The sequence below is a fragment of the Armatimonadota bacterium genome (genome assembly GCA_031460175.1).
GTDB classification, from domain to species: domain Bacteria; phylum Sysuimicrobiota; class Sysuimicrobiia; order Sysuimicrobiales; family Sysuimicrobiaceae; genus Sysuimicrobium; species Sysuimicrobium tengchongense.
This window is the reverse complement of record JAVKGW010000001.1, coordinates 244,175-270,403: the sequence shown is the minus strand read 5'-3', so window position 1 is coordinate 270,403 and position 26,229 is coordinate 244,175. Positions and strand designations below refer to the sequence as shown.

Genomic DNA, 26,229 nt, shown 5'->3' with positions numbered 1-26,229 from the left:
GGAGGCAGGGGATGCGGTCCGAGCGCGGTGCGGCGAAACTGGGTCTCGTGATGGGCGTGGTGGTGCTCCTGGCGGGTGCCCTGGCCGCGGGGGCCCTGCTTGCGCGCCCTCGCGGGGAGACCAAGCCTCGACTGAACCACGCCACGGTCCCCCTGGGGGGATTCGTGGTGAACCTGGATCCCGGGGACGGCTTCCGTTACCTCAAGGTGACCCTCGCCCTCGAGGTGGAGACCCCGCTCGGCGGGGAAGCCCTCAAGGAGGCTGCGGCGGAGGCGCGGTACCGGTGGTCGGACGTGGTGGTCCGGACCCTCACTGGGCAGCGGTACTCCTCCCTCCGCACCCCGGAGGGCCGGGAGCGGATCGGGCGGGAACTCGTGCGCCGGCTCAACGAGGAGGCCAAGGACAGTCGGTTCCACGTGAAGGCCGTGTACTTCTCGGAGTTCGTGGCCCAATGACGGATGAGCTCCTCTCGCAGGCGGAGATCGACCAGCTCATCTCGGCCCTTCGATCGGGCCAGGTGACCCCGGAATCCACGCCTCCCCCTGAGGAGCGCCGGGTCCGGCCGTACGACTTCCGCCGTCCGGATCGGTTCTCCAAGGACCAGCTGCGCACGGTCTCCATCCTCCACGGCGCCTTCGCGCGGATGGCGGGCATGGCCCTCTCCGTGCACCTCCGGAGCCCCATCGCGGTCAGCGTGCGATCCGTGGAGCAGCTCAGCTACGAGGAGTTCGTCCGCTCCATCCCCTCTCCCACGGTCATCGTGCTGTTCCGGCTGGAACCCTTGGAAGGGCGGGCCCTCCTGGAGTTCAGCAACAGCCTGGCCCTGGCCATGGTGGATCGGTTGCTGGGTGGACCCGGTCGAGCGGATCAACCTCTGCGTCCCCTTACGGAGCTGGAGCGGGGCCTGGTGGAGCGTCTGATGCAGCGGCTGCTCCCGCTGTTGCACGACGCCTGGCAGTCCGTGGCGGATGTGCGGCCGGTCCTGGTGGGGATGGAGACAAACCCTCAGTTCGCCCACATCGCGGGACCCACGGACGTGGTGCTGCTCGTGTACTTCCAGGTGGACACCCCGCAACACTCCTACCGGATGAACCTCTGTCTCCCGTACCTGTTGCTGCAGCCGATCCTGAGCCTACTGAGCGCCACCACCCTGTTCCGGGCGCCTTCCCGCACCGTGCAGACCGAGCTGCTCCAGCGGGCGGTGGAGGACACCCACGTCCCCGTGCAGGTGGAGCTGGGCCGGGCCTGGGTCCCCCTGGGAGACCTCATGAGCCTGGGGCCCAACGACGTGATCCGTCTGGATCGCCGGGCCCACGAGGCCCTCCAGGTGCTGGTGGAGGGAGTCCCGGTGTTCTCCGGTCGGCCGGGCCGGGTGGGGCGCCGGCTCGCGGTGCAGATCCTGGGTCAGGAGGCGAACGCCCGCCATGGCTGAGCCGTACCCGGTGGACCCCCTGGATTTGCTTGCGGAGCTCTCCAACATCGGCATGGGCTCCGCGGCCACCACCCTCTCGCAACTGGTGCGGCGGCGGGTGCACATCACCGCACCGAAGGCGGAGCTCCTCCGGTGGTCCGAGGTGGACCGGAGTTCTCTCGTGGGGCACGTGGGGGTCGGCGTGCACACGTCCGGAGCCGTCACGAGTCACAGCTACCTCCTCCTGCGGGACGAGGACGTCCGGGTGCTCGTGGACCTCATGATGGGCGGGGACGGTTCCGCAGCCCGGCCCCTGGATCGGGAGCTCCTGCTCAGCGGAATCGGGGAGGCCATGAACCAGATGATGGGCTCCGCGAGCACCGCCCTCGCGGAGTTCCTGGGTTCTCCCGTCACCATCTCACCTCCCAAGGTGGCGGTGCTGGAGACCGAGGAGGCGGTGGAGCGGCTTCTCCAACCGAGCGATGAGGTGGTCCGGGTGACCTTCCACCTCAAGGTGGAAGGGCTGCCGGAGACCACCTTCTACCAGATCTACGAGGCCTCCGTGCTCCCGCAGCTGGTGGAGCGGAGCACCCAGGCGGCTCGACGGGTGGCAGGTTCTCCGCCCCCTCCCCCTCAACCCTCCCTCGCATCGCCCGCGCCCACGGTGCGGCCCGTGGAGTTCGAGCCCCTGGAACCACGACGTGCCAGCAGCCCCGACCGAAACCTGGACCTGCTGCTGGATGTGCCCCTGCAGGTCACCGTGGAGCTGGGCCGCACCCGGATGCGGATCCGGGACGTGCTCTCCCTGGGGATCGGGGCCGTGATCGAGCTCGAGCGGGCCGCGGGAGAGCCCGTGGACCTGTACGTGAACGACCGGCTGTTCGCCCGGGGCGAGGTGGTGGTCATCGAGGAGAACTTCGGGGTCCGGGTCACGGAGATCCTGAGCCCCGAGCAGCGCCTGCGCACCCTGGGCCGCGGCGCGGAGGACCGCACGTGAGCCCCCTGCTGTTTGCGGCTGCCCCGCCCCCTGCCCCGGAGGTCCACCCGGCTTCCCTGCTCCTCCGGGCCCTGGCCGGTCTCGTGCTGGTGGTGGGGCTCGTCCTCCTCACCCGCTCCCTCCTGCTGCGGATGGGGCCCGGTGGGAGTTCCTCCACGGTGCGGCTGCGGGAGGTGGCCCGGCTGGGTCCTCAGCACGCGCTGTACGTGGTGGAGGTGGAGGGGAAAAGGCTGCTGCTCGGAAGCCAGCTCTCCGTGCTCGCGGAGCTGGGCCCCGCACCTGTGGAAGAGGAGGAGACCTTCGGGGAGAAGATCCGGGCCGCGGCCCGGCGCCTGAGACGGCCGGGGGAGGAGCGACGGTGAGGCGGTGGGCTCTCGCGTTCCTTGGGGTGCTGGTGCTCGCGGCACCCGCCTTCGCCGCGCCGCTCCCCGTGGTGGAGCTGCGGGTGGGGACCTCGGACTCTCCCCAGCAGCTCTCCAGTACCCTGCAGGTCCTCCTGCTGCTGACCGTGCTGGCCACGGCCCCGGCCCTGCTGATCCTCATGACCTCCTTTACCCGCATCGTGATCGTGCTCTCCCTGGTCCGCAGCGCCATCGGGGTGCCCACCATCCCTCCCAACCAGGTGGTGGTGGGACTGGCGCTGTTTTTGACCCTCTTCACCATGGCGCCCACCCTGGACCGTGCGAACCGGGAGGGCCTGCAGCCCTATCTCCGGGGGGAGCTGGGACAGCAGGCGGCCCTGGACCGAACCCTCCGGCCCTTCCGGGAGTTCATGCTGCGGCAGACCCGGGAGGCGGACTTGGCCCTCTTCCTCTCCATGGGACGTTTCCCGCGTCCCCGCCGGCCGGACGACGTGCCCACCTACGTGCTCATCCCCGCCTTCGTGGTGAGCGAGCTCCGTACCGCCTTCCTCCTGGGCTCGTTGCTGTTCATCCCTTTCCTCGTGGTGGACATGGTCGTCAGTAGCGTCCTGCTCTCCCTGGGCATGCTGATGCTGCCGCCCGTCCTGATCTCCCTGCCCTTCAAGCTGCTGCTGTTCGTCTTCGTGGACGGGTGGCACCTGGTGGCCCGGGCCCTCCTGGCAGGCTTCCGATGAACCTGGACGCCCTGATTGCCCTCGCCCAGCAGGCCGCCACCGTGGCGGCCCTGGTGGCCCTGCCCGTGCTCACCACCGCCCTCCTCGTGGGCGTGGTGGTGAGCCTGCTGCAGGTACTCACTCAGGTGCAGGAGGCCACCCTATCCTTCGTCCCCAAGATGGTGGCAGTCGGCGTGGTGGCGGCCCTCCTGGGGCCATGGATGGCCCAGCGACTCCTGGGGTTCACCGCCGCGCTCCTGCGGGCGCTTCCGGACCTGGTGCGGTGATGCCGGAGTGGGGGTTCCTGTTGCCGTTCCTGCTGGGTGCCGCCCGGGTATCCGGCTTCCTCCTGGTCCTCCCGGCCCTGGGTGGTCCCCGGGTTCCTGTCCCCGCCCGGGTAGGGCTGGGCCTGTGCCTGGCCGCCACCGTCCCCGCGGCGCGGATGCCGGTCCCAGAGAGCGCGTCGGTGTTCGGGGCCCTGCTGGTGAAGGAGCTGAGCGTGGGCCTCTTCCTGGGATGGGGAGTGGCCCTCGCGTTCGCCACGGTGCAGGTGGCGGCCCAGATGGCCGAGGTGAGCCTGGGACTCGGCACGGGACACCTCGTGGATCCGGTGCACGGCACGGAGTCTACGATCCTCGCGCAGCTTTGGACCATCCTCGCCACCGTCCTGTACCTCGCCACGGACGCCCACCACCACGCTCTGCGCCTGGTAGGAGCGAGCTTTTCCCGGTTGCCCCTGACCGCCTTCCCGCCCGCGGGCCCCGTGAGCGGGTGGGCGGTGGAGTTGGCCGCCGCGAGCTTTCTGAGCGGGGTGCAGCTCGCAGCCCCCTTCCTCGTGGCATCCCTCGCGGTGGAGGTAGGAATTGCCCTGGCGGCGAGGGCCGCGCCGCAGGTGAACGTCTTCCTCGTGAGCCTCCCCCTCAAGGTGGGGGTGGGACTGGTGCTGGTGGGGCTGTTTATGCCGTACCTGCTCGGGGGCGTGGAGGCGGAGTTTGCCCGGGCCCTGCGGGCCGTGGCGCAGCTCCTGCGGAGGGGGCCGTGAGCCGCATCCCGGACCGGATCCTGATGGCCTTCGAGACGCTGAAGCCGTTTCCCGCCCACGTGGTGGAGGCCATGCAGCTCCTCGATGACCTCAACACCTCCGCGGAGGAGGTGGCCTCGGCGCTCGGAAGGGATCCGGTGCTGGCGGCCCGGGTCCTCCGGCTCGCGAACTCCGCCCTCTACCTCCGGGCCCGGCGCGTGGCGACCCTGCGGGAGGCGGTGGTGCTGGTGGGATTCGCCGCGGTGCGCAGTCTGTTGGTCAGCGCGGTGGCCTACGACGCCTTCCGTCCCGGGGCGCCCGGATACGGCCTGGATCGGGTGCAGCTGTGGCAGCACTCCCTGGCCGTGGCCACCGTCGCGCGCCGGCTCGCGGGCAGCCGGGAACGGGATGCGGAGGCGGCCTTCGTGGCGGGGCTGCTGCACGACATCGGCAAACTGGCCCTCAGCAGCGCCCTCCAGGAGCAGTACCCGGCGGTGCTGGAAGCCGTGGCAGGCGGGATGGACTTCGTGGAGGCGGAACGAGCCGTTCTGGGCTGTGACCACGCGCAGGTGGGCGCGGAGGCCGCCCGGCGGTGGAACCTGCCGGACCCCCTCATCACCGCCATCGCGTACCACCACCGGCCCGACGAGCCCGAGGACCCCGGGCTCGCGGACGCGGTGCACGTGGCGGACGCCCTCTGCCTCATGCTGGGGGTCGGCGTGGGAACGGATCAGCTGCTTCACCGGTGCAGCGAAGGAGCCCTCCGGCGTCTGGGGCTGAGCGCGGACGAGATTCCCCTCCTGCTGGTGGGACTCGCGGACCTGCTCGCGGAGGTGGCAAGCCTCGCCTCCGTGGACCTCGCCTAGTTCCCGGCACGGCCTTTGCATACCCCTCCAGGACGCCATGGCAAGCCAACGCACGGAGCCCGCAACCCCCAGGCGCCGGCAGGAGGCCCGGCGCAGGGGGCAGGTGGCCCGCAGTCAGGACCTCACGCAAAGCGCGGCCCTCCTGGCCGCGGTCGTGGTGGGTGCCCTCGTCCTCCCCAGCGGGTTTTCCGCATACGCGGAGTACACCCGGCGCGTGCTGAGCGCCCCGGATCCCGGCCGGCTCGGGGCCCTCGTGGCGGAAGGGGTGGTGGCCGCCGCCTGGCTTGTGGGACCCGTGGTGGGCGCGGCCCTGGTGGCCGGGCTCGCCACGGGCACGGCCCAGACCGGAGGTCTGTTCAGCGGGAAGCTCCTGGAGCCGAGCCTGGACCGCCTCAACCCCCTGCGGGCCCTGGAGCGGCTCTTCTCCCTGCGCTCCGTGGTGGAGGGCTTGAAGGCCCTCCTGAAGGTGGCCGCGGTGGCTGTGGCGGTGTGGGGGCCGTTGCGGGAGGTGGTGTCACAGATTCCTCCCGCCATCTCCTCCCCCGCGGTCCTCGCGGGCTGGATGGGGACAACCGTCCACGCGGTGGTCCTGCGGGGTGCCCTGGCCCTGGCCCTCCTCGGGGGATTGGACTACCTGTACCAGCGGTTCGAGTACGAGCGTGCCCTGCGCATGACCAAGCAGGAGGTGCGGGAGGAGCTCCGGGAGACGGAGGGTGATCCCCTCGTGCGATCCCGGCAGCGGGCTCGGGCTCGGGAGCTCGCCCGGCGGCGGATGCTGCGGGACGTGGCCAGGGCCACGGTGGTGGTCACCAACCCCGTGCACGTGGCCGTGGCCCTCCGGTACGCTCCCCGGGAAGCGCCCGCGCCCGTGGTGGTGGCGAAGGGCGCCCGGAAGGTGGCGGAGCGCATCCGGGAGGAGGCGGCCCGCCATCGGGTTCCCGTGGTCACAAACCCGCCCCTCGCGTGGGCCCTGTACCGCGGGGTTCCTCTCGGCCGCATGATCCCGCCCGCCCTGTACCACGCGGTGGCGGAGCTGCTGGCCATGCTGTACCGCTCGGGCCATCTGCGGGAGGTGCCGTGGTGACCTTCGGCCGGCGACTCGTGCAGGGCAGTGACCTGGGACTGGTGGCGTGTCTTCTGCTCATCACCGCCGCCTTGGTCGTCCCCCTCCCCCCTCCGCTCGTGGATGTCTTGCTCATCGCGAACCTGGCCCTCTCCGTGGTGGTGCTGCTGGCGACCGCCTACATCACGGATCCCCTCCAGCTCTCGGTGTTCCCGTCCCTCCTGCTGGCCGCGGCCCTCGGGCGGCTGGGACTCAACGTGGCCATGGCCCGTCTCATCCTCACCCAAGGGTCCGCGGGGAGCGTGGTGGCCGCGTTTGGGGGACTCGTGGTGGGCGGGAACCTCGTGGTGGGCTTGGTGATCTTCGCCATCCTGCTCATCGTGCAGTTCCTCGTGGTCACCAACGGCACCAGCCGCATGGCAGAGGTGGCGGCCCGGTTCGCCCTAGACGCCATGCCCGGCAAGCAGATGAGCATCGACGCGGAGCTCAACGCGGGCACCCTCACGGAGGAGGCAGCTCGGGAGCGACGGCGGCGGGTGGAGCAGCAGTCCGACTTCTTTGGAGCCATGGACGGCGCCAGCAAGTTCGTGCGGGGGGACGCCATCGCGGGCCTCCTCATCACCGCCATCAACCTCCTGGGAGGCTTTGGGGTGGGGTTGAGCCGCGGCCTCTCCCCCTCAGAGGCGGCCCAGGCCTTCGCCCTCCAGGCGGTGGGGGCGGGACTCGCGCTCCAGATCCCTTCCCTGCTCCTCTCCGCGGCGAGCGGCCTCATCCTCACCCGCACCGCGGGGGGAGACCACCTGGGCGCAGACGTGGTGGCCCAACTCACCGCCCGGTGGCGGCCGCTTCTGGCCGCGGGCGGCATCGTGGCCGCGGTGGGCCTCTTCCCGGGTCTCCCGAAGGTGGCGTTTCTCCTCGTGGGCGGGATGCTGGCCGCGGTGGGCTGGGCGCTGCGGGCTCCCCAACCCCTGCCCGAGCCCCAGGCGCCTCCCGCGCCCGCTCAGGAAGCGGTGCATGGCCTTGCGGAGGTAGATCCCCTGTGCGTGGAGATCGGTTACGGCCTCATCGAACTCGTGGAGCCCAGCCGGGGCGGGGATCTGCTGCAGCGCATCGTGGCCCTCCGCAAGCAGGTGGCCGCCCAGATGGGGCTAGTGATCCCGCCCGTCCGGGTGCGGGACGAGCCCACCCTGGGCTCCCGGGAGTACCGCATCCTCCTCCGGGGCGTGGAGGTGGCCCGGGCGGAGGTGATGCCCACGGGATTGCTCGCCGTCCGGACCTCCCCGGACGCCCCGGAGCTACCGGGCGTGCAGACCGTGGATCCCGCCTTCGGCAGCCCTGCCGTGTGGATCTCAGAGCACGAGCGGGCGGTGGCGGAGGCGAGCGGTTACACGGTGGTGGAGCCGTCCGTGGTGATGGTCACGCACCTGGGGGAGGTGGTGCGACGTCACGGGTGGCGGCTGCTGAGCCGGCAGGACGTGCAGGAGATGCTGGACCGGCTGCGGGAACGGCAGAAGACCCTGGTGGAGGAGCTGGTGCCCCAGGTGCTGAGCGTGGGCGAGGTCCAGCGGGTGCTGCAGCTCCTTCTGCAGGAGGGCGTCCCCATCCGGGACCTCGTGACCATCCTGGAGACCCTGGCGGACCATGGGCGGGCGGTGAAGGAGCCGGAGCGGCTGGTGGAGCTGGTCCGGCGGGCGCTGGGCCGCGGACTCTACCAGCACCTGCTCGATGAAGCGCGCCGGCTGCACGTGCTGGTACTGGATCCCGCCGCGGAGGCCGTACTGCTGGAAGGCGCGCAGGGCCGGAAAGTGGACGTGGAGGCCCTGCACCGGCTGCAACAGGCCATCCGGGCCGCGTGGGAGGTCGCCGTCCAGACAAGCCCGCATCCCGTGCTGTTGTGCTCGGGTGCCGTGCGCAGCGCGGTGCGACGGCTCGTGGAGCATGGGGTCCCGCAGATCCCCGTGATCGCCTTTGAGGAGCTGGAACCCGACCTCGACCTCCACAGGCTGGGGACGGTGCGGGTGGACGGTTGAGCCATGGAGCTGCGGGAGAACCAGCGGGTGGAGCTCTGGGTGGGTGGAAGAGCTTATCCCGTGCGGGTGGAGGAGGTGGGGCCGGGGCGGGTGCTCCTCAGCGCGCCCATGGAGCGGGGACGGCCTTTCTTCCCGCCCACCGGGACCCGGGTACGAGGCCGGCTGTACGGGGAGGGCGGGGCCTGGGAGTTCGAGGGAAGCGTCACGGAGTGCGTGCGGCTGCCCGTGGAAGCGGTGTGCGTACGGCTGGCCGGCCCGCTGCGGCCCGTGGATCGGCGGGCTCTCCCCCGCCGGCGGATGTCCGCCCGCGTGTATGTGGCCCGACTGGACCAGCACCCCACCCGCCTCGTGGAGGCGTGGCTCGTGGATCTCTCCGCGGGCGGCTGCCGGCTGGAGCTGGTGAACCCCTGGCCGGAGCCCAGGCCCACGGAGCAGGTGCTCGTCACGGTTCCGGGACGCGCGGGGGCGTCCCTGGTGGGCCGCGTGGTGTGGAGCCGGCCTCAGTTCGATCGGGGCCGTCACTTCTCGGTGGGTGTCCAGTGGGATCCCGCGAGCGCGGCCGCGGCCCGGAGGGTTCTGGAGACACGGGAGGGGATGGGGTGGCCCAGGGGCTGAGGCGCATCCGGGTGGTGGTGGCGGACGACTCCCCCACCTTCCGAAGGTTGCTCTGCTCCGTCCTGGAGCAGGACCCGGAGGTGGAGGTGGTGGGGGTAGCCGCGGACGGTGCCCAGGCCGTGGAGCTGGCCCGGAGGCTCAGACCGGACGTGGTGACCCTGGACCTGGAGATGCCGGTGATGGACGGGCTCGTGGCCCTGCGAACGCTTGCCCAGGAGCTCTCCACCCCCGTGGTGGTACTGAGCGCCCACACGGTTCCGGGGGCGGACCTCGCCCTCAAGGCCCTGGAGGTGGGCGCGGTGGAGGTGGAAGCGAAGCCTCCAGGCCTTCCGGCCACGGGGGACCTCGAACCGCTGGTGCAGAAGGTGAAGGCCGCGGCCCGGGCCCGGTTCCCCCGACGGCGTCCCTCGATCCGGGTGCGGGTCGTGGCCGTGGCCGCGTCCACGGGCGGCCCCGCGGCCCTCACCATGCTGTTCTCCCGTCTCCCACCCCTCCGGCTTCCCCTGGTGGTGGTGCAGCACATGCCCCCGGGATTCACCGCGGGGCTGGCACGGCGCCTCCACGAGGTGAGTCGGATCCGGGTGGAGGAAGCGGAGGACGGAGTCATTCCGCAACCCGGGGTGGCCTACGTGGCACCCGGCGGGCGGCAATTGGTCGTACGGGACGGGCGGTGGGCCGTGGTAGAGCCTGCGCCCTCGGAGATCCTCAGGCCGTCCGCGGACGTCACCTTCTCCTCCCTCGCGGAGGCTTACTCCCCGGTCCTGGGGGTGGTCCTCACGGGCATGGGGCGGGACGGCCTGGAGGGCTGCCGGCACATCAAGCGGGCGGGCGGGCTGGTCATCGCCCAGAACCAGGAGACCAGCGTGGTGTACGGCATGCCGCGGGCCGTGGTGGAAGCGGGGCTCGCGGACTTCGTGCTGCCTCTGGAGCGCATCGGGGAGGAGGTGGCGAGGATCGCGGGAGAGGGGGGATGAGGGAGAACGCCATCCGTGCGTGCCGGGAAGTCCTGCGGCGTCTGCGCTTCGAGGTGCCCTTCGATCTCGGCACCGTCTGGCTGCGCACGCACGAGGGGACGGTGCCCGCGGCCACCGTGGGCCCTCCTCTGGACCTGCTGGAGCAGATCCCTTTCCGGACGGGCATGGGACTGCGGACGTGGGTCCTGGAGACCGGGCGGGCCGTCCGCGTGCCGTCCCGGACCCGAGGTCTCCGCGCCGGTTCCCTGCGGGGATTCCTCGCGGTCCCCGCGGAGCACGCGGGCCAGCGGGTGGCGGTGGTGGTGCTGGGCCGCACGGGATCGGCTTTCACGGACGCGGAGGAACAGGCGGTGCAACGCGCGGCGGAGGAGCTCGCCCGCGCGTTGGGAGGCTCCCATGCGTGAATACGCGGCCCTCGTGGACCTCCTCCGGCAGTGCACGGGCCTGGACCTGGGCCAGTACCGGCCCGACCAGGTGGAGCGGCGGCTATTGGGTGCCCTGCACCGCATGGGCGTGCGCTCCCCAGAGGAATTCGTGTCCCGCGCGCGCCGGGATCCGTCCCTGCTCGCGGACCTGGTGGACCGCCTCACCGTCCACGTCTCCGAGTTCTTCCGCAACCCGGAGCTGTTCGAGATCCTCCAACAGCGGGTGCTCCCGGAGCTGTTGACGCGGTTCCGGGATCTGCGGGTGTGGAGCGCGGGTTGCTCCCACGGCGCGGAGGCCTACAGCGCGGGGATCCTCCTCCTGGAGCTGGATCCCTCGGGAGGGTGGTCCGTGCTGGGGACGGACATCGATCGCCGCGTGCTGCGACAGGCCGAGGAGGGCGTCTACGGCGAGCAAGACGTCCGGAACGTTTCCCCGCCGCGGCGGGCACGGTTCTTTGTGCGGGTGCAGGACCGATGGCAGGTCGGCCCGGAGCTGCGGCGGAGGGTGCGGTTCCAGCGACATGACCTCCTCTCCGACCCCTTCGGCGGCCCCTGGCACCTCATCCTCTGCCGGAACGTGGTCATCTACTTCACGGAGGAGGCCAAGCGGGAACTCTACCGCCGGTTTCACCAGGTCCTGGCGCCCGGCGGATACCTTTTCGTGGGCGCCGCGGAGCAGATCTTCGGCGCGCGGGAGATGGGATTCGAGCCCGTCTACCCCTTCTTCTACCGGAAGACCCCGGGGAGGAAGCGCGGTGCATAGGGCGCGGGTGATCCGGGTCGGTATGGGCGAGGGAGTCGTGGAACGGGATTCCCGGACGGTGCTGGTGGCGGGGGGATTGGGCTCGTGTGTGGTCGTGGTCCTCCACAGTCCGTGCCCCCCCGTGGGCGCCATGGCCCACGTGATGCTTCCCCAGGCCTTTGGGTCGGACCCGGTGCCCTTCAAGTTCGCGGACACCGCGGTCCCCGCCCTGCTGGAGTCCTTCCGGCGGGCCGGCGGGGACCCAACCTCCGCGGTGGTCTGGATCGCGGGGGGCGCGGGCATGTTCGGAATCGCGCCCGGGAGCGCCCTGAACCTGGGCGCCCGCAACGTGGAGGCGGTCCGGGAAGCCCTGCGCAGGCAGGGACTGCGACCCCACGCGGAGGACGTGGGCGGAAGCGTCAGTCGGACGGCGATGCTGCACGTGGGTACGGGCCGGTTCGTGGTGCGCACCGCGGACGGGAGGGAGAAGGAGCTGTAGGCATGCCCCGGCCGGCCTCCCCGGAGCGAGAAGCCCAGGTTCTGCGGTACGCGGGACTCGTGCGCGCGGTGGTGCAGCAGCTCGCGCCGGGGCTCCCCTCGCACGTGCCCCGGGAGGATCTGGAGAGTTGCGGGATGCTGGGGTTGCTGGAGGCCCTGGACCGCTACGACCCCTCCCAGGGGGTTCGGTTTGAGACCTTCGCCTGGTACCGCATCCGCGGCGCCATCCTCGACTACCTTCGAAGCCTGGATCCCGCGAGCCGGTCGGACCGCCAGCGGGCCCGGGAACTGGAGCGGGTCCACGAGCGGCTCGCGGCCTCCCTGGGCCGGGAGCCCACCCGGGAGGAGCTTGCGGCGGAGGTGGGATGCTCCCCGCAGGAACTCCTGGCGGAACTGGGACGGCTGCACGGGTACGTGCTGGCCTCCTTCGAGGACCTGGTACGGCGGGCCGCGGAGTCAGGAGAGCCCGCCTCGCGGGACGCGGGACCGGAGGAGGCGGTGGAGCGACAGGAGCTCGTGGAGGTCCTGCGCCACGGCCTGGAACGCCTCTCCGAGCGCGAGCGGCTGGTGGTGGGCCTGTACTACTACGAAGGCCTGACCCTCGCCGAGATCGGGGAGATCCTGGGCCTCACGGAGTCCCGGGTCTGCCAGATCCACGCGCAGGCCCTGCTCCGGCTGCGAACCCACCTCGTGCAGCGGGGATTCGGCGGGGGAGGATAGCGCCAAGGGCCTACCACCGGAGCCAGCGGGCCAGCTCCCCGAGCCCGGACCACAAGAGCCCCAGGGCACCCCGCACGGTCTGGTAGAGCCAGCCCAGCAGCCGATCCAGAAACGCGGGAGGCTGCGCCGTGGGAGGGGGGGATTGAAGCTCTGAGGACGGCTCGGAACGCAGGCCGCGGGGAGACGAGACGGGCGCGACGGCGCCCGTGGCCCGCACCCGCTCCAGGGCGTGGAGGAATCCGGGCCCGGAAGCGGGGCCGGGTGGTTGCGGCTCGGAGTGCACGGGACGGACCTGCATGGGATCACCTCCGTCCGTGGTCCTGCAAACTCCGTGCCGCTCCCTATCCCGCACCCTTGCCCGGATTCAGAATCCCCTCTGGGTCGAGGAGGGCTTTGATCCGCTGCATCCACCCGAGCGCCGTCCCGTGCTCCGCCTCCAGGTACTTCCGCTTGCGCAACCCCACCCCATGTTCCCCGCTGGCCGTCCCGCCCAGTTCCAGGGCCCTGCGCACGAGCCGTTCGCTGTACGTTTCCGCCCGACCGTATTCCTCCGGCCGCACCGCCACCAGCACGTGGAAGTTGCCGTCTCCCACGTGCCCCACGATCCGGCCCGGTAGCCCGAGCTCCTCGAGCAGGGCCCGGGCAAAGGCCACGGCCTCGGGCAGGCGGGAAAGCGGCACCGCCACGTCCGTGGTGAGGAACCGGTGGCCGGGGAACTGGTGGGTGAAGGCCCAGTACGCCTTGTGCCGGGCCTCCCACTGGGCCGACCGCTCCTCCGGGGTGCGGGCCACATCCAGGGACGTGGCCCCGCTGTGGCGCGCGAGCTCCAGCGCCACCTCCGCTTCCTGCCGCATGGCCGCTTCGCTGCTGGCGTGGAACTCCAGGAACAGGGTCGGCTGCTCGGGGTAGCCGCGGTGCAGGAACGCGTTGATGGCCGCCATGGCCGCCGCGTCCAGGAGCTCCAGCCGGGCCACGGGCAGGCCAGAGGCCATGATGGCGTACGCGGCCTGGGCGGCCGCCTCCACAGAAGGGAAGAACGCCCGCACGGTGTGCACGTGGACGGGGAGGGGGTGAAGCCGCACCGTCAGGCGCGTGATCACCCCCAGGGTTCCCTCCGAGCCGATGAACAGGTCCTTCAGGTCATACCCGGAGCTGGTCTTGCGCACGCTCCGGCCCAGCTCCAGCACCTCCCCGGAAGCCAGCACCACCTGGAGGGCCAGGACGTTCTGGCGCATCCCGCCGTACCGGACCGCCATGGTGCCGCTGGCGTTGGTCGCCGCCATCCCACCCAGGGTCGCCTCGGCCCCGGGATCCACGGGGAAGAAGAGCCCGTGGCGCCGCATCGCCCGGTTGAGGGCCACGTAGGTGACACCGGGTTCTACCACCGCGAGGAAGTCCTCGGGTCGTACCTCCAGGATCCGGTTCATCCGGGAGAGATCGAGGCTGATGGCCGGACCGAGGGGGACCAAGGCCCCCTCCAGGCTCGTTCCGGCCCCGAAGGGGATCACGGGCGTCCGGAACTCCCGAGCCACCCGCAACACCGCCTGCACATCCGCCACCCCCTCCGCAAACGCCACGGCCACGGGCCGCCGCGCCTCCGGGTACCCCTCGTCCCGGCCGTGGGCGTCCAGTACGGACTCCGTCGTGCTGACCTTCTCGGATCCCAGGGCTCCTCGCAGGGCCCGGACCACCTCGGATCCCTCCATCCCGTCCTCCTCCCATCGTCCTAGGGACAAGTTCCGCTCCGGACCTCCGCCTCCTCCGTTTGACACGGTCCGTGGATCGTCCTACGATGGTTCTACCGAACGTTTGGTAGGCATCGTGGCCCAGAGCCTGGTCCGTCCCCGCCACGAGGAGCTTGTGGCCGCGGCGGTGCGGCTGTTCCGGGAACGCGGATACCACGCCACCTCCATGCAGGACCTCGCGGAAGCCCTCGGGATCCAGCGGGGAAGCCTTTACCACTACATCGCGGCCAAGGAGGATCTGCTTTGGGAGATCATGGACCGGGCCATGACGCGCCTCTGGGCGGCCGTGGCGCCCGTGGCCCGCGCCTCCTCCTCCGCCGTCCGTCGCCTGCAGGAGGCCATCGCGGCCCACCTGGCGGTGGCCGCCTCCCTCCGGGACGAACTCACCATCCTCCACGTGGAGCTGAAATCCCTCTCCCCCGGGCGGCGCCGGGAGATGGTGGCGCGGCGGGATCGGTACGAGGCCCTGTTCCGGGAGATCCTGGAAGAGGGCATCGCCCGCGGGGAGTTCCGGGAGGTGGACGTGAGGGCCACCGCCTTCGCGCTCCTCGGGGCCTGCAACTGGTTCACCCAGTGGTTCCGGCCGGATGGTCCGCAGGGCCATGACCACTTCGCCCGGTGGTTTTCGGAGCTCTTCCTGCGGGGGCTGCAGAGGAGGGAAGCATGAGGGGCACCATCCGCCGCGCCGCGGTTCTGGGAGCCGGTACGATGGGGTCGCAGCTCGCGGCCCTCTTCGCGAACGCGGGGGTACCCGTGCTGTTGCTGGACATCCTTCCCCCGGAGCTCTCCGAGGAGGAAGGCACCCATCCGGAGGTCCGCAACCGCCTGGCCCGGGAAGGACTGGAACGCGCCCTTCGCATGCGGCCCGCGGCCTTCACGGTCCCGGAGCGGGCGCAGCTGGTGGAGGTGGGCAACCTGGAGGACGACCTCCCCCGCATCCGGGAGTGCAGCTGGGTGGTGGAAGCGGTGGTGGAGGACCTGGCGGTGAAGCGGGCGGTGCTGGAACGCGTGGAGCGGTACTGGAAACCCGGGATCGTGGTGAGCACCAACACCAGCGGGCTCCCCGTGCGGGAGATGGTGCAGGGGCGCTCACCCGCCTTCCGGGCCCACTTCCTCGGCACCCACTTCTTCAACCCGCCCCGCTATCTGAAGCTCCTTGAGCTCATCCCCACGGAGGAGACGGATCCGGAGGTGGTGCGGTGGGTGGAGGAGGTGGCCCACCGCAGACTCGGGAAGGGCGTGGTGCGGGCGAAGGACACCCCCAACTTCATCGCGAACCGCATCGGCGTCTTCGCGTTTCTCCACACGGTGCGGGTGATGATGCAGGAAGGGCTCTCCGTGGAGGAGGTGGACGAGCTCACCGGCCCCCTCCTGGGGCGGCCCCGCAGCGCCACCTTCCGCACCGCGGACCTCGTGGGCCTGGACGTCCTCGCGTATGTGGCCCGCCACGCCTACGAGCGGTTGGTGGATGATGAGGCCCGGGAGGTGTTCCGTCTGCCGGAGTTCCTCGAGGAGATGATCCGGCGGGGATGGCTTGGGGAGAAGACCGGGAAGGGATTTTACCGTCGGGAGGACGGGGAGCGGTTTGTCCTCGACTACGTGACCCTGACCTACCGACCCCGGAAGCGACCGCAGCTCGGAAGCGCGGAGATGGTGCGGGGGTTGGACGATCCCGCCCGCCGCCTCCGCGCCCTGCTCGCCTCCGGGGATCGCGCGGCGCGGTTTGTGGAACAGGTGCTCCTGGGAGTGCTGGCATACGCGGCCCGCCGGATCCCGGAGATCGCGGATCAGGTGGTGGACGTGGACCGGGCCCTGAAGTGGGGGTTCGGTTGGGAGCTGGGACCGTTCGAGACGTGGGACGCGTTGGGCGTGCGGGACCTTACCCACCGCCTGGAGCGCCACGGGATTCCCATCCCTCCTCTGGTGCGGGACGTGCTGGCGCACGGGGAGGGCACCTTCTACCGGCGGCGGGAGGGGGTGTTGGAGGTCTTCGACCCCGCGCAGAAGGCTTACCGTCCGGTTCTCTGGCCTCCGGGGGTGATCGTGCTCTCGGAGCGGAAGGCGCAAGGTGCGGTGGTGGCCCGCAACGCGGGTGCGAGCTTGGTGGACCTGGGGGACGGGGTGGGGTGTGTGGAGTTCCACAGCAAACTCAACGTCATCGGGGAAGACACCCTCGCCATGCTGCACCGGGGCCTGCGGGAGCTCGGGACCCGCTTTGAGGCCCTGGTGATCGGCAACCAGGGCCCGGACTTCTCCGCGGGCGCCAACCTAGCCCTGCTGCTGCTGGAGGCCCAGGAGGGGAACTGGGAGGAGCTGGAGCGGGCGGTGCGCACCTTTCAGCAGCTCAACCTGGCCATCAAGTACGCCCCCGGTCCCGTGGTGGCCGCTCCCCACGGGCGCGTGCTGGGCGGAGGATGCGAGCTCGTGTTGCATGCCCCCCTGGTGCAGGCCGCGCAGGAGACGTACATCGGACTGGTGGAGGTCGGGGTGGGCCTCATCCCCGCGGGCGGTGGGACGAAGGAGATGGCCGTGCGGGCCTCCGAGCGCCTCCCCGAGGGGGTGGAGGCGGACCCGCTGCCCGGTGTGCGATATGCCTTTGAGACCATCCTCCGTGCCCGGGTGGCCACCTCCGCGGAGGAGGCGCAGAAGCTGTGGTACCTGCGGGAGGGTTGCGGGATCACCCCGAACCCCGACCGGCTCCTGGGGGATGCGAAGCGGATGGCCCTGAGCTGGGTGGAAGCGGGGTACCGGCCGGGCGTGCGGCGGAAGATCCGGGTGGGCGGGGAGCGGGTGCGGGCCGCCCTCTATGCGGGCTTGTACAACCTGCGGATGGGCGGGCACCTCACGGACTACGAGGAGCACATCGGCCGCAAGCTGGCGTACGTGATCACGGGCGGGGACGTGCCGGAGGGCGCCTGGGTGGAGGAGGAGCACCTGCTGGATCTGGAGCGGGAGGCGTTTCTGAGCCTGCTGGGGGAGCGCCGGACCCAGGAGCGGATCCGGCACCTGCTGAACACCGGCAGGCCGCTGCGGAACTAGGAGGGGGCCATGCGGGAGGCGGTGATCGTGACCGCGGTGCGGTCCGCGTTGGGGAAGGCCCACCGGGGCACGCTCAAGGACGCGCGGCCGGACGAGCTTGCGGCTCAGGTGATCCGATCGGCCCTGGACCGTACCCCAGGGCTGGATCCGCGGGAGGTGGACGACGTCATCCTGGGGTGCGCGTTCCCGGAGGGAGAACAGGGGCTCAACGTGGCCCGGGTTGCGGCGCTGCGGGCAGGGCTTGCGGACTCCGTACCCGGGGTCACCGTGAACCGGTTCTGCGCCTCCGGCCTGCAGGCCATCGCGGAGGCCGCCGCCCGGATTCGCCTGGGGTGGGCCGAGGTGGTGGTGGCCGGTGGGGTGGAGAGCATGAGCCTCATCCCCATGACCGGCTGGCGGTTCGCCCCGCACCCGGGACTCGTGGAGACCTGGCCCGAGGTGTACCTCTCCATGGGCAACACCGCGGAGGTTCTGGCCCGGAGGTTCGGGGTCTCCCGGGAGGAGCAGGACCGCTACAGCCTCGAGAGCCACCGGCGGGCCGCCCGGGCCCAGCGGGAGGGCTGGTTCCGGGAGGAGATCGTCCCCGTGCGGGTGCGGCGGTGGACGGAAGGGAACGCCAAGCCGCGGGCGGAAGAGGTGGTCTTCGAGGTGGACGAGGGCGTGCGCCCCGATACCTCCCTGGAAGCCCTGGCGAAACTCCCTCCGGCCTTCGCGAAGGACGGGACCGTGACCGCGGGCAACGCCTCCCAGATGAGCGATGGGGCTGCGGTGTGCGTGTTGATGAGCGATCGGAAGGCGGAATCCCTGGGCCTGCAGCCGCTCGGGGTCTTCCGGTCCTTCGCGGTGACGGGCGTGGCCCCCGAGCTGATGGGGATCGGCCCCGTGGAGGCGGTCCGGAAGGCATGCCGGCTCGTAGGGGTGGAACCATCGGACGTGGACCTGTTCGAGCTCAACGAAGCGTTCGCGGCGCAGACCCTGGTCGTGATGCGCCTGCTGGAGCTGGACCCCGAGCGCACCAACCCCAACGGCGGAGCCATCGCCCTGGGACATCCCCTCGGCGCCACGGGCGCCCGGTTGACCGCCACCCTGCTGCATGAGATGCGCCGCCGCGGTGCCCGGTACGGGATCGTCACCATGTGCGTGGGCGGGGGCATGGGGGCCGCGGGCGTGTTCATGCGACCTTAGGAGGTGAGGGAGATGGAGGCGAGGGCGGCGCTCCCCGGAGGCGGGTTCCTCATCGCGCGCACCTCCCCGGAGGCGGTGTTCACCCCGGAGGACCTGGGAGAGGAGCACCGCATGGTCCGGCGGACGGCGGCGGAGTTCTTCCAGCGGGAGGTCCTGCCCCGTATGGAGGAGATCGAGCGGCAGAACTGGGAGGTCACCCGGGCGTTGCTGCGCCGGCTGGGCGAGCTAGGATTCCTGGGCGTGGGGATCCCGGAGGCCTACGGCGGGAGCGGCCTCGATCAGATCGCCTCCCTGGTGATCGCGGAGGAGATCTGCGTGGGGTCCTTCCCCGTGACCTTCGGGGGGCACGTGGGCATCGGGATGCTGCCCATCGCCTTCTTCGGTACCGAAGACCAGAAGCGCCGCTACCTCCCGCCCATGGTCCGGGGAGAGAAGATCGGGGCTTACGCCCTCACGGAACCCACTGCGGGTTCGGATGCCATGGCCATCCAGACCCGAGCGGTGCTCAGTCCCGATGGCCGCTATTACCTCCTCACGGGCCAAAAGCAGTTCATCACCAACGCGGCCCTGGCGGACGTCTTCATCACCTACGCGAAGGTAAACGGCGAGCACTTCACCGCCTTCATCGTGGACCGGGACACGGAGGGCCTGACCCTGGGGGAGGAGGAGCACAAGATGGGGATGAAGGGCTCCAGCACCCGCAGCGTGTTCCTCGAGAACGCCCGGGTGCCCGCGGAGAACCTCCTGGGCGAGGTGGGCAAGGGGCATCGGGTGGCCTTCAACATCCTGAACCTGGGCCGGTTCAAGATCGGAGCCTCGTGCACGGGCGCGGCCAAGTACGCCCTGCAGCTGGCCACCCGGTACGCCCTGGACCGCCGGCAGTTCGGGCGGCCCATCGCGGAGTTCGGGCTCATCCGCCAGAAGCTCGCCCGCATGGCGGTGGAGATCTACGCCACAGAGAGCATGGTGTACCGCACGGGAGGGCTCGTGGAAGGCGCCATCGGCGGGATCCAGGTCGAGGGGGAAGTGGTCCGGGCCCTGGAGGAGTACGCCATCGAATCCTCCATCAACAAGGTCTTCGCCTCGGAGATGCTGGGCCGGGCGGTGGACGAGCTGGTGCAGATCTACGGCGGCTACGGGTACATCGAGGACTACCCCGCGGCCCGGGCCTACCGGGATGCCCGCATCAACCGCATCTGGGAGGGCACCAACGAGATCAACCGGCTCCTCATCGTGGACATGCTCAGCAAGCGCGCCCAGCGGGGACGCCTCGATCTCCTGCCCGCCATCCAGCGGGTGGGGGACGGCCTCACTTCTCCGGAGGGATTCGAAGCCCCGGAAGAGGGGCCGCTCGCGGAGGAGGCAGCCCTCGTGGAGGGGATCAAGCGGGCGGCCCTGCTGAGCACGGGAGTGGCGGTGCGCAGGTACCTGCTGGAACTGGAGGAGCAGCAGGAGATCGTGGGGTGGCTGGCGGACCTTGCCATGGAGGCCTTCGCCGCGGAAAGCGCGGTTTTGCGGGCCCAGAAGGCCTTCCTCCGGCAAGACCCCCGGGCGCCCCTCCACACCACACTGGCCCGCGCATATCTCCACATGAGCCTGCCCCGGGTGGAGACCACCGCGCGGAGCATCCTCGCCGCGAGCGAGGAAGGGGACGACCTGCGCACCGCGCTTGCGGGGCTGCGCCGGCTCCTGCGGTACACGCCCGCGAATCTCGTGCAACTGCAGCGGGAGGTGGCGCAGGCGGTGGTGGCGGCGGAGGGATATCCGCTGTGAGGGGGTGAGGGGAATGTCGGTTCGGGCGGAAGCGGGATTTGAGCGGCCGTGGATCCGCTTCTACGATCCCGGGGTCCCGGCCACGCTGGAGTACCCGGAGGTCCCGCTCGGGGAGCTCGTGCGGGAGGCGGCGCGGAAGTACGGGGATCGGCCGGCTCTGGTGTTCTTCGGCCGGCGGGTCTCCTTCCGGGAACTCGATGCCCTCACGGACCGGTTCGCCGCGGGCCTCCAGCGGATCGGGGTCCAGAAGGGAACCCCCGTTTCCCTGCATCTTCCCAACTGCCCCCAGTTCGTGATCGCCTACTACGGGATCCTCAAGGCGGGCGGGGTGGTGGTCCCCCACAACCCCCTCTACACGGAGCGGGAGATCGCCTACCAGCTGCGGGACAGCGGGACGGAGGTGGCCATCACCCTCTCCCTGATGTACCCGAGGGTGGCGGCCGCGGTGTCCGGGAGCCGTGTCCGGGAGGTCGTGTACACAGGGATTCACGAGTACATGCCTCCCCTCTTGCGCCTGCTGTATCCCCTCAAGGCGAGGCGCGAGGGACAGTGGGTGGAGGTGCGGAAGGGGCCGGGCGTGCGGCCGTTCGGGGAGTTGCTGCAGGGCAGGGCGCCACGACCCGTGGCGGTGGGACCGGACGATCCCGCGGTGTACCTGTACACGGGCGGGACCACGGGAGTGCCGAAGGCCGCCGTCCTCACCCATCGCAACCTCGTCTGCAACTGCCTCCAGACCGCGGCGTGGAACAGCGACTTCCGCCCCGGCGCGGAGCGGGCCCTGGCGGTGATCCCCTTCTTCCACAGCTACGGGATGACCGCGGTGATGAACTACGGGATCTGGAGCGGGATCACCGTGATCCTGATCCCCCGGTGGGATCCGGGGATGGTGTTGGAGGCCATCCGCAGGTACCAGCCCACCATGTTCCACGGCGTCCCCACCATGTACATGGCCCTGCTCGGTCACCCTGGGCTCTCCGGGGATGACCTGCGCAGCATCCGCGTGTGCATCAGCGGAGCCATGGCCCTGCCCCAGGAGGTGCAGCGGCGGTGGGAAGAGGCGACGGGCGGCAAGTTGGTGGAAGGCTACGGGCTCACGGAGGCCTCTCCCGTCACCCATTGCAACCCCATCCTCGGCCACCGCAAGCCCGGCAGCATCGGGGTGCCACTCCCGGACACGGATGCCCGGGTGGTGGACCCGGAGAGCGGTGCGGAGCTCCCGCCCGGGGAGGTGGGGGAGCTCGTGGTTCGGGGACCGCAGGTGATGCGGGGGTATCTCAATCGGCCAGAGGAGACCGCGGCGGCGCTGCGGGAGGGATGGCTGTTCACGGGCGACATGGCGTGGCGGGATCCGGACGGCTTCTTCTACGTCGTGGACCGCAAGAAGGAGATGATCAACGTGGGCGGACTCAAGGTCTACCCGCGGGAGGTGGAGGAGGTCTTGTACCGCCACCCCGCGGTGCAGGAGGCCGCCGCGGTCCCCGCCCCGGACCCGGAGCGGGGGGAGGTGGTGAAGGCCTTCGTGGTCCTGAGGCCGGGGATGCAGGTGAGTCCGGAGGAGCTCATCGCCCACTGCCGTCGGGAACTCGCGCCCCACAAGGTCCCCCGGAGGGTGGAGTTCCGGGACCAGCTCCCGAAGAGCCTCATCGGGAAGGTCCTGCGCCGGGTCCTCGCGGAGGAGGAGCGGGCTCGGGCCGCGGGAGCCTGAGGCGCCTTCGGGGATGTCCCGGTTTTGGGCTGCCCTGCACCGCCACCGCCGCCGCTACCTCCTCGGATACGCGGCCGCCCTGGGATCCATCGGCATGGCGCAGCTGGCCCCGTGGATCCTCAAATCCGGGGTGGACGGGATCCAGAAAGGGGAGGGCCGCCTTGAGGCGTACGCGGCGGCCCTGGCCACGGTTGCCCTCCTGGAAGCGGTCCTCAGCTACCTCATGCGCATGCAGATCCTCGGGGCGGCGCTTCGCATCGAGACCGAGCTTCGGCGGGAGCTGTTCCAGCACCTGGAGCGCCTGGATCCGGCCTTCTTCCACCGGTGGCAGACGGGAGACCTCATGGCCCGGGCGGTGAACGACCTCCGGGCGGTGCAGCGGTTCTTGGGAATGGGCCTCATGCGGGCGGTGCACACCGCGGTGACGGTGGGCCTCTCCGTGGCCTTCATGCTGCGCATCAGCAGCTCCCTCACCCTCTCCACCCTCCCCGTCCTCCTCCTCATCCCCGGGCTGTTCGCGGTCCTGGGCCGGGAGATCCGCCGGCGGTTCGAGGAGGTCCAGATGCGGTTCAGCCGTCTCTCTACCCGGGCCCAGGAGAACTTCAGCGGGATCCGGGTGGTGAAGGCCTTCGCCCGGGAGGAGGCGGAGGTGCAGCGGTTCCGGGAGGAGAGTGAGGCGTTCGCCCACGCGAACGTACGTCTGAGCCGCATCCAGGGCCTCCTGTGGCCCGCGGTGGGGTTCCTCCTGGGCGGGGCCGCGGTCCTCCTGCTGTGGATCGGAGGAGGGGAGGTGATCCGGGGACACATCACCCTGGGCCAACTGGTGCAGTTCTCCTACTACCTGGTCCGCCTCAGCTTCCCCGTGATCGCCACGGGGTGGGTGCTCAGCCTGTGGCAGCAGGGCCGGGCATCCATGGAGCGCCTGGAGGAGGTCTTCCGGGTCCGGCCCGCCATCGCGGACCCGGAGGATCCCGTGCACCTCGAGGCCGTACGGGGAGAGGTCGAGTTCCGGGATGTGTGGGTCTCGTACGATGGAAGGCCCGTGCTCCGGGGGATCAGCCTGAGGATCCCGGCGGGGAGCGTCGTGGCCATCGTGGGGCCCACGGGTTCGGGCAAGTCCACGCTCCTGCACCTGATTCCGCGCCTGCTGGATGCCACCTCCGGACAGGTCCTGCTCGACGGGGTGGATGTGCGACGGCTGCCGCTCCGGACCGTGCGGGAGGCCGTGGGGCTCGTGCCCCAGGACCCCTTCCTCTTCAGCGACACCCTGCGGGAGAACATCGGGTTCGGCACAGGGGGGGACGGCGCGCGGGTGGTGGAGGCCGCGGAGATCGCCCGTCTGACCCGGGACGTGGCCGCGTTCCCCCACGGATTCGAGACGGTGGTGGGGGAACGAGGGGTTACCCTTTCCGGGGGCCAGAGGCAGCGGGCGGCCCTCGCCCGGGCCCTGGCCCGAAATCCCAGGATCCTGATCCTGGACGATGCCCTGAGCAGCGTGGACGCCCAGACGGAGGAGGAGATCCTGCAGGCCCTCCGGCCCGTGCTGCGGTCCCGGACGGTCCTGCTCGTCTCCCACCGGCTCTCCGCCCTGCGGGACGCGGACCGGATCGTGGTCCTGGACGGTGGCCGGATCGTGGAGGAGGGCACCCACGAGGAGCTGCTCCGACGCGGGGGGCTATTCGCGGAGCTGTATGAGAAGCAGCGGTTGCGGCAGGCCCTGGAGGAGGAGCCGTGAGCGGAGGGATGGTCGAGGAGGAACGGCTGGATCGGCCCTACGACCACCGGCTCCTGCGGCGGCTGCTGGCCTACGTACGTCCCTATCGGGTCCCCGTGGCCGCGGCGCTGGTCCTCCTGGTCCTCGCCTCCCTTCTGGAGCTGGTGGGCCCGCAGCTGTATCGGATCGCCATCGACCGGGCCATCGTCCCGTCCCTGCAGCGCGGCACCGTGGATCCGGAGCACCTCTCCGCCCTGGCCCTCCTCTACCTTCTCGCCCTCGCCGCGGGCTTCGGCGCCCGGTGGCTGCAGCACTACCTGATGCAGACGGTGGCCCAACGGGCCATGGCGGACCTGCGCTTGGAGATCTTCTCCCACCTCCAGCGGCTGCCCCTGCGCTTCTACGACGGGAACCCCGTGGGCCGGCTCGTGACCCGGGTGACGAACGACGTGGAGACCCTCAACGAGCTCCTCACCTCCGGCCTCGTGTCCGCCTTCGGAGACGTGCTGACCCTGGTGGGCATCATGGGCGCTATGCTCTGGCTGGACGCGCGGCTCGCCGTGGTGACCTTCTGCGTGCTTCCCCTCGTGTACGGGATTACGGATCGGTTCCGCGGACAGGCCCGGGAGGCGTACCGGGCGGTGCGGACGCAGCTCAGCCGGATCAATTCCTTCCTCAACGAGCACATCAGCGGGATGTCCGTGGTCCAGCTGTTCACCCAGGAGGCCCGGGCGCTCGGGCGCTTCGACGCCTTGAACCGGGACTACCTGGACGCGAGCCTGCGCTCCCTGACCGCCCTGGCCCGGTTCTACCCCGCGATGCACTTCCTGGGAGCCCTGGCCGTGGCCCTGTTGCTCTGGTACGGAGGCGGGCAGGTGATCCGGGGCGTGACCACCCTGGGGGTGCTGGTGGCCATGATCCAGTACGCGGAGCGGTTCTTCGAGCCCGTGCGGGAGCTCGCGGACAAGTTCAACCTGCTCCAACAGGCCATGGCCAGCAGCGAGCGCATCTTCCGGCTGCTGGATGAGCCCGTCACGGTGCAGGACCCGCCTGATCCTGTGGTGCTCTCGAGGGTGCGGGGGGAGATCGAGTTCCGGGATGTGTGGTTCGCATACGGGGCGGCGCCGGCCGCCCGGGACGGTGGGGGGTGGGTGCTCCGGGGAATTTCCTTCCGCATCGCGCCGGGAGAGCACGTGGCCCTGGTGGGCTATACGGGGGCGGGCAAGACCTCCCTGGTGAACCTCCTCCTGCGGTTCGACGACCCGCAGCGGGGACAGGTCCTGCTCGACGGGGTGGACGTCCGGCGGATGCGCCAGCAGGATCTGCGGCGACACGTGGGGCTGGTCCTCCAGGACACCTTCCTCTTCAGTGGCACCATCGCGGACAACATCCGGCTGTTTAACCCGGACATCTCGGACGCCCAGGTGGAGGCCGCGGCGCGGCTTGTGGGTGCGGACCGGTTCATCGCCCAGCTCCCGCATGGCCTTCAGACGGAGGTGGGGGAGCGGGGCGTCCGGCTCAGCGCGGGACAGCGGCAGCTGGTGGCCCTGGCCCGGGCCATCGCCTACAACCCGGAGGTGCTGGTGATCCTGGACGAGGCCACGAGCAGCGTGGACGCGGAGGCGGAGAGCCTCCTGCAGGAGGCCCTGCGGGGCGTCCTGCGGGACCGTACCGCGCTCATCATCGCGCACCGGTTGAGCACCATCCAGCACGTGGATCGGATCCTGGTGCTGCACCGGGGCCGCATCGTGGAGGAGGGGACGCACGCGGCTCTCCTCCGCCAGGACGGAATCTATGCGAAGCTCTACCGGCTGCAGGCCTACTCCACGGCGGAGGGAGGTCTGCGGGGGAGGGGAGGAGAATGGGTGGGGAGGAGGAAATCCTGACCCGGATTCGGGCCATCGTCCGCGAGGCAGCCGCGGAGCGGCGGGGCCTGGTGGCCTACACCCAGCTCCAGGCTCGGGAGCTGGACCGGTTGGCCCGCTCAACGGAGCGGGAGGCCCTGGATCGGGTGGCGGCGCTCGTTCCGGAGGCAGCCTTTCGCCCGGAGCTGGTGCAGATCCGGGAGGCCCTGGTGAGGATGCAAAGCGCCCTGGCGGAGATCGAGGCACGGACGGACATCCACGAGAGCTCCCGCCGCCTCGCCCGCGACGAGGTGGTCTGGGAGACCTTCGAGCGCGTCCTGGCCCTGCTGGGATACGAGGAAGCCTAGCGACGGCGCCGGCCGCCCCGCTTCGCTTCCGTGTTCCGTTTGAGGTCCGTCAGGCGCTCCTGGCTCTCCCGCAGAAACGCCCGCAGCTTCTCCTCGAAGGTGGTGCGGTGGCGCTGGGATCTCGTCCGTTCCTCCGGGGAGAGGGCCTGCCGGAGGGACAGGTCCAGCCGGCCCCGGGCATCGGTCCCCAGGACCTTCACCCGCACGCGCTGGCCCTCCCGCAGGTACTCCCGGACGTCCCGGACGAAGGCATCCGCGATCTCGGAGATGTGCACAAGACCCACGCGGCCGTCCGGCAGGGTGACGAACGCTCCGTAGGTCACAATCCGGGCGACGGTGCCCTCCAGGATCTGTCCGGGCTCCCACGCCCCACTCGGATCAGGGTTCATGGCCCCGCGCCCCCAGTGGAAGGGCTTTGC

Annotated in this window: 27 protein-coding genes; 24 read left to right on the top strand and 3 right to left on the bottom strand. The window is 70.8% G+C overall.

Translation table 11 applies throughout. The annotated features are described in order from the left end of the window. The first annotated feature begins 11 nt into the window (after positions 1-11). Genes QN206_01340 through QN206_01265 form a run of 16 tightly spaced genes read left to right on the top strand, consistent with a single transcriptional unit; the run spans position 12 to position 12,437 of the window. Positions 12-455: a flagellar basal body-associated FliL family protein gene (locus QN206_01340; GenBank protein MDR7613450.1), complete on the top strand. Its 444-nt coding sequence runs from the start codon at positions 12-14 to the stop codon at positions 453-455. After that, positions 452-1,432 (top strand): flagellar motor switch protein FliM, encoded by a 981-nt coding sequence (fliM, locus tag QN206_01335; protein MDR7613449.1) that lies wholly within the window; start codon positions 452-454, stop codon positions 1,430-1,432. Before QN206_01340 ends, fliM begins: the two co-directional genes overlap by 4 nt. Further along, complete coding sequence (fliN, locus tag QN206_01330; protein MDR7613448.1) at positions 1,425-2,408, top strand: flagellar motor switch protein FliN; 984 nt, start codon at positions 1,425-1,427, stop codon at positions 2,406-2,408. The genes fliM and fliN overlap by 8 nt, the downstream gene beginning before the upstream one ends. After that, positions 2,405-2,770 (top strand): flagellar biosynthetic protein FliO, encoded by a 366-nt coding sequence (locus QN206_01325; GenBank protein MDR7613447.1) that lies wholly within the window; start codon positions 2,405-2,407, stop codon positions 2,768-2,770. Before fliN ends, QN206_01325 begins: the two co-directional genes overlap by 4 nt. After that, on the top strand, positions 2,767-3,504 hold the full coding sequence (gene fliP, locus QN206_01320; protein ID MDR7613446.1) for a flagellar type III secretion system pore protein FliP: 738 nt from the start codon (positions 2,767-2,769) through the stop codon (positions 3,502-3,504). The genes QN206_01325 and fliP overlap by 4 nt, the downstream gene beginning before the upstream one ends. Continuing rightward, a complete protein-coding gene (locus QN206_01315; GenBank protein ID MDR7613445.1) occupies positions 3,501-3,770 on the top strand; it encodes a flagellar biosynthetic protein FliQ in 270 nt (89 codons plus the stop codon). The genes fliP and QN206_01315 overlap by 4 nt, the downstream gene beginning before the upstream one ends. Further along, positions 3,770-4,525 carry a flagellar biosynthetic protein FliR gene (locus QN206_01310; GenBank protein ID MDR7613444.1) on the top strand — a complete coding sequence of 252 codons (756 nt, stop codon included), beginning with the start codon at positions 3,770-3,772 and terminating at the stop codon, positions 4,523-4,525. Before QN206_01315 ends, QN206_01310 begins: the two co-directional genes overlap by 1 nt. After that, positions 4,522-5,370, top strand: a complete 849-nt coding sequence (locus tag QN206_01305; protein ID MDR7613443.1) for an HDOD domain-containing protein — start codon at positions 4,522-4,524, stop codon at positions 5,368-5,370. Before QN206_01310 ends, QN206_01305 begins: the two co-directional genes overlap by 4 nt. A 37-nt stretch (positions 5,371-5,407) precedes the next feature. After that, entirely contained in the window at positions 5,408-6,454 is a 1,047-nt protein-coding gene (locus QN206_01300; protein MDR7613442.1) for an EscU/YscU/HrcU family type III secretion system export apparatus switch protein, read from the top strand. Further along, complete coding sequence (locus QN206_01295) at positions 6,451-8,463, top strand: flagellar biosynthesis protein FlhA (GenBank protein MDR7613441.1); 2,013 nt, start codon at positions 6,451-6,453, stop codon at positions 8,461-8,463. Before QN206_01300 ends, QN206_01295 begins: the two co-directional genes overlap by 4 nt. A gap of 3 nt (positions 8,464-8,466) precedes the next feature. Beyond that, the gene (locus tag QN206_01290) at positions 8,467-9,078 is read left to right on the top strand and encodes a flagellar brake protein (protein MDR7613440.1); all 612 of its coding nucleotides are present in this window, start codon (positions 8,467-8,469) and stop codon (positions 9,076-9,078) included. Continuing rightward, positions 9,063-10,052: a chemotaxis-specific protein-glutamate methyltransferase CheB gene (cheB, locus tag QN206_01285; protein ID MDR7613439.1), complete on the top strand. Its 990-nt coding sequence runs from the start codon at positions 9,063-9,065 to the stop codon at positions 10,050-10,052. The genes QN206_01290 and cheB overlap by 16 nt, the downstream gene beginning before the upstream one ends. Next, positions 10,049-10,456: a GAF domain-containing protein gene (locus QN206_01280; protein MDR7613438.1), complete on the top strand. Its 408-nt coding sequence runs from the start codon at positions 10,049-10,051 to the stop codon at positions 10,454-10,456. The genes cheB and QN206_01280 overlap by 4 nt, the downstream gene beginning before the upstream one ends. Then, positions 10,449-11,240, top strand: a complete 792-nt coding sequence (locus QN206_01275; protein ID MDR7613437.1) for a protein-glutamate O-methyltransferase CheR — start codon at positions 10,449-10,451, stop codon at positions 11,238-11,240. The genes QN206_01280 and QN206_01275 overlap by 8 nt, the downstream gene beginning before the upstream one ends. Continuing rightward, complete coding sequence (locus QN206_01270; protein ID MDR7613436.1) at positions 11,233-11,718, top strand: chemotaxis protein CheD; 486 nt, start codon at positions 11,233-11,235, stop codon at positions 11,716-11,718. The genes QN206_01275 and QN206_01270 overlap by 8 nt, the downstream gene beginning before the upstream one ends. 2 nt (positions 11,719-11,720) lie before the next feature. Then, a complete protein-coding gene (locus QN206_01265) occupies positions 11,721-12,437 on the top strand; it encodes a FliA/WhiG family RNA polymerase sigma factor (GenBank protein ID MDR7613435.1) in 717 nt (238 codons plus the stop codon). Positions 12,438-12,447: 10 nt separating this feature from the next. On the opposite strand, the gene QN206_01260 is transcribed toward QN206_01265, so the two are convergent. Beyond that, positions 12,448-12,735: a hypothetical protein gene (locus tag QN206_01260; GenBank protein ID MDR7613434.1), complete on the bottom strand. Its 288-nt coding sequence runs from the start codon at positions 12,733-12,735 to the stop codon at positions 12,448-12,450. 43 nt (positions 12,736-12,778) lie between these two features. After that, entirely contained in the window at positions 12,779-14,143 is a 1,365-nt protein-coding gene (locus QN206_01255) for an FAD-binding oxidoreductase (protein ID MDR7613433.1), read from the bottom strand. A gap of 115 nt (positions 14,144-14,258) precedes the next feature. Here QN206_01255 and QN206_01250 point away from each other — a divergent pair, with 115 nt between their 5' ends. The 8 genes from QN206_01250 to QN206_01215 are packed head-to-tail and all read left to right on the top strand — an operon-like array spanning position 14,259 to position 25,810. After that, on the top strand, positions 14,259-14,849 hold the full coding sequence (locus QN206_01250) for a TetR/AcrR family transcriptional regulator (GenBank protein MDR7613432.1): 591 nt from the start codon (positions 14,259-14,261) through the stop codon (positions 14,847-14,849). Next, positions 14,846-17,221 (top strand): 3-hydroxyacyl-CoA dehydrogenase/enoyl-CoA hydratase family protein, encoded by a 2,376-nt coding sequence (locus QN206_01245; GenBank protein MDR7613431.1) that lies wholly within the window; start codon positions 14,846-14,848, stop codon positions 17,219-17,221. Before QN206_01250 ends, QN206_01245 begins: the two co-directional genes overlap by 4 nt. A gap of 9 nt (positions 17,222-17,230) precedes the next feature. Next, entirely contained in the window at positions 17,231-18,406 is a 1,176-nt protein-coding gene (locus QN206_01240) for a thiolase family protein (GenBank protein ID MDR7613430.1), read from the top strand. 12 nt (positions 18,407-18,418) lie between these two features. Beyond that, positions 18,419-20,179 (top strand): acyl-CoA dehydrogenase family protein, encoded by a 1,761-nt coding sequence (locus tag QN206_01235; protein MDR7613429.1) that lies wholly within the window; start codon positions 18,419-18,421, stop codon positions 20,177-20,179. Positions 20,180-20,192: 13 nt separating this feature from the next. Next, on the top strand, positions 20,193-21,884 hold the full coding sequence (locus tag QN206_01230) for a long-chain fatty acid--CoA ligase (protein MDR7613428.1): 1,692 nt from the start codon (positions 20,193-20,195) through the stop codon (positions 21,882-21,884). A 13-nt stretch (positions 21,885-21,897) separates the two neighbouring features. After that, positions 21,898-23,619, top strand: a complete 1,722-nt coding sequence (locus QN206_01225) for an ABC transporter ATP-binding protein (protein MDR7613427.1) — start codon at positions 21,898-21,900, stop codon at positions 23,617-23,619. Then, positions 23,616-25,484, top strand: coding sequence for an ABC transporter ATP-binding protein (locus QN206_01220; GenBank protein MDR7613426.1), 1,869 nt, complete (start codon positions 23,616-23,618; stop codon positions 25,482-25,484). Before QN206_01225 ends, QN206_01220 begins: the two co-directional genes overlap by 4 nt. Then, entirely contained in the window at positions 25,460-25,810 is a 351-nt protein-coding gene (locus QN206_01215; protein MDR7613425.1) for a hypothetical protein, read from the top strand. Before QN206_01220 ends, QN206_01215 begins: the two co-directional genes overlap by 25 nt. Here the strand turns inward: QN206_01215 and QN206_01210 are convergent. Beyond that, entirely contained in the window at positions 25,807-26,199 is a 393-nt protein-coding gene (locus QN206_01210; protein MDR7613424.1) for a S1 RNA-binding domain-containing protein, read from the bottom strand. The two genes, QN206_01215 and QN206_01210, sit on opposite strands and share 4 nt — an antisense overlap. Positions 26,200-26,229: the final 30 nt, after the last annotated feature.

Bases quoted from the DNA above. Each gene is read 5' to 3' on its own strand.
- QN206_01240 (MDR7613430.1), top strand. From the start codon at position 17,231: ATGCGGGAGGCGGTGATCGTGACCGCGGTGCGGTCCGCGTTGGGGAAG.
- QN206_01290 (MDR7613440.1), top strand. From the start codon at position 8,467: ATGGAGCTGCGGGAGAACCAGCGGGTGGAGCTCTGGGTGGGTGGAAGA.
- fliM (MDR7613449.1), top strand. From the start codon at position 452: ATGACGGATGAGCTCCTCTCGCAGGCGGAGATCGACCAGCTCATCTCG.
- QN206_01215 (MDR7613425.1), top strand. From the start codon at position 25,460: ATGGGTGGGGAGGAGGAAATCCTGACCCGGATTCGGGCCATCGTCCGC.
- QN206_01340 (MDR7613450.1), top strand. From the start codon at position 12: ATGCGGTCCGAGCGCGGTGCGGCGAAACTGGGTCTCGTGATGGGCGTG.
- QN206_01255 (MDR7613433.1), bottom strand. From the start codon at position 14,143: ATGGAGGGATCCGAGGTGGTCCGGGCCCTGCGAGGAGCCCTGGGATCC.
- QN206_01310 (MDR7613444.1), top strand. From the start codon at position 3,770: ATGCCGGAGTGGGGGTTCCTGTTGCCGTTCCTGCTGGGTGCCGCCCGG.
- fliN (MDR7613448.1), top strand. From the start codon at position 1,425: ATGGCTGAGCCGTACCCGGTGGACCCCCTGGATTTGCTTGCGGAGCTC.
- QN206_01225 (MDR7613427.1), top strand. From the start codon at position 21,898: ATGTCCCGGTTTTGGGCTGCCCTGCACCGCCACCGCCGCCGCTACCTC.
- QN206_01235 (MDR7613429.1), top strand. From the start codon at position 18,419: ATGGAGGCGAGGGCGGCGCTCCCCGGAGGCGGGTTCCTCATCGCGCGC.
- QN206_01315 (MDR7613445.1), top strand. From the start codon at position 3,501: ATGAACCTGGACGCCCTGATTGCCCTCGCCCAGCAGGCCGCCACCGTG.
- QN206_01210 (MDR7613424.1), bottom strand. From the start codon at position 26,199: ATGAACCCTGATCCGAGTGGGGCGTGGGAGCCCGGACAGATCCTGGAG.
- QN206_01245 (MDR7613431.1), top strand. From the start codon at position 14,846: ATGAGGGGCACCATCCGCCGCGCCGCGGTTCTGGGAGCCGGTACGATG.
- QN206_01230 (MDR7613428.1), top strand. From the start codon at position 20,193: ATGTCGGTTCGGGCGGAAGCGGGATTTGAGCGGCCGTGGATCCGCTTC.
- QN206_01265 (MDR7613435.1), top strand. From the start codon at position 11,721: ATGCCCCGGCCGGCCTCCCCGGAGCGAGAAGCCCAGGTTCTGCGGTAC.
- QN206_01280 (MDR7613438.1), top strand. From the start codon at position 10,049: ATGAGGGAGAACGCCATCCGTGCGTGCCGGGAAGTCCTGCGGCGTCTG.
- QN206_01275 (MDR7613437.1), top strand. From the start codon at position 10,449: ATGCGTGAATACGCGGCCCTCGTGGACCTCCTCCGGCAGTGCACGGGC.
- QN206_01300 (MDR7613442.1), top strand. From the start codon at position 5,408: ATGGCAAGCCAACGCACGGAGCCCGCAACCCCCAGGCGCCGGCAGGAG.
- QN206_01260 (MDR7613434.1), bottom strand. From the start codon at position 12,735: ATGCAGGTCCGTCCCGTGCACTCCGAGCCGCAACCACCCGGCCCCGCT.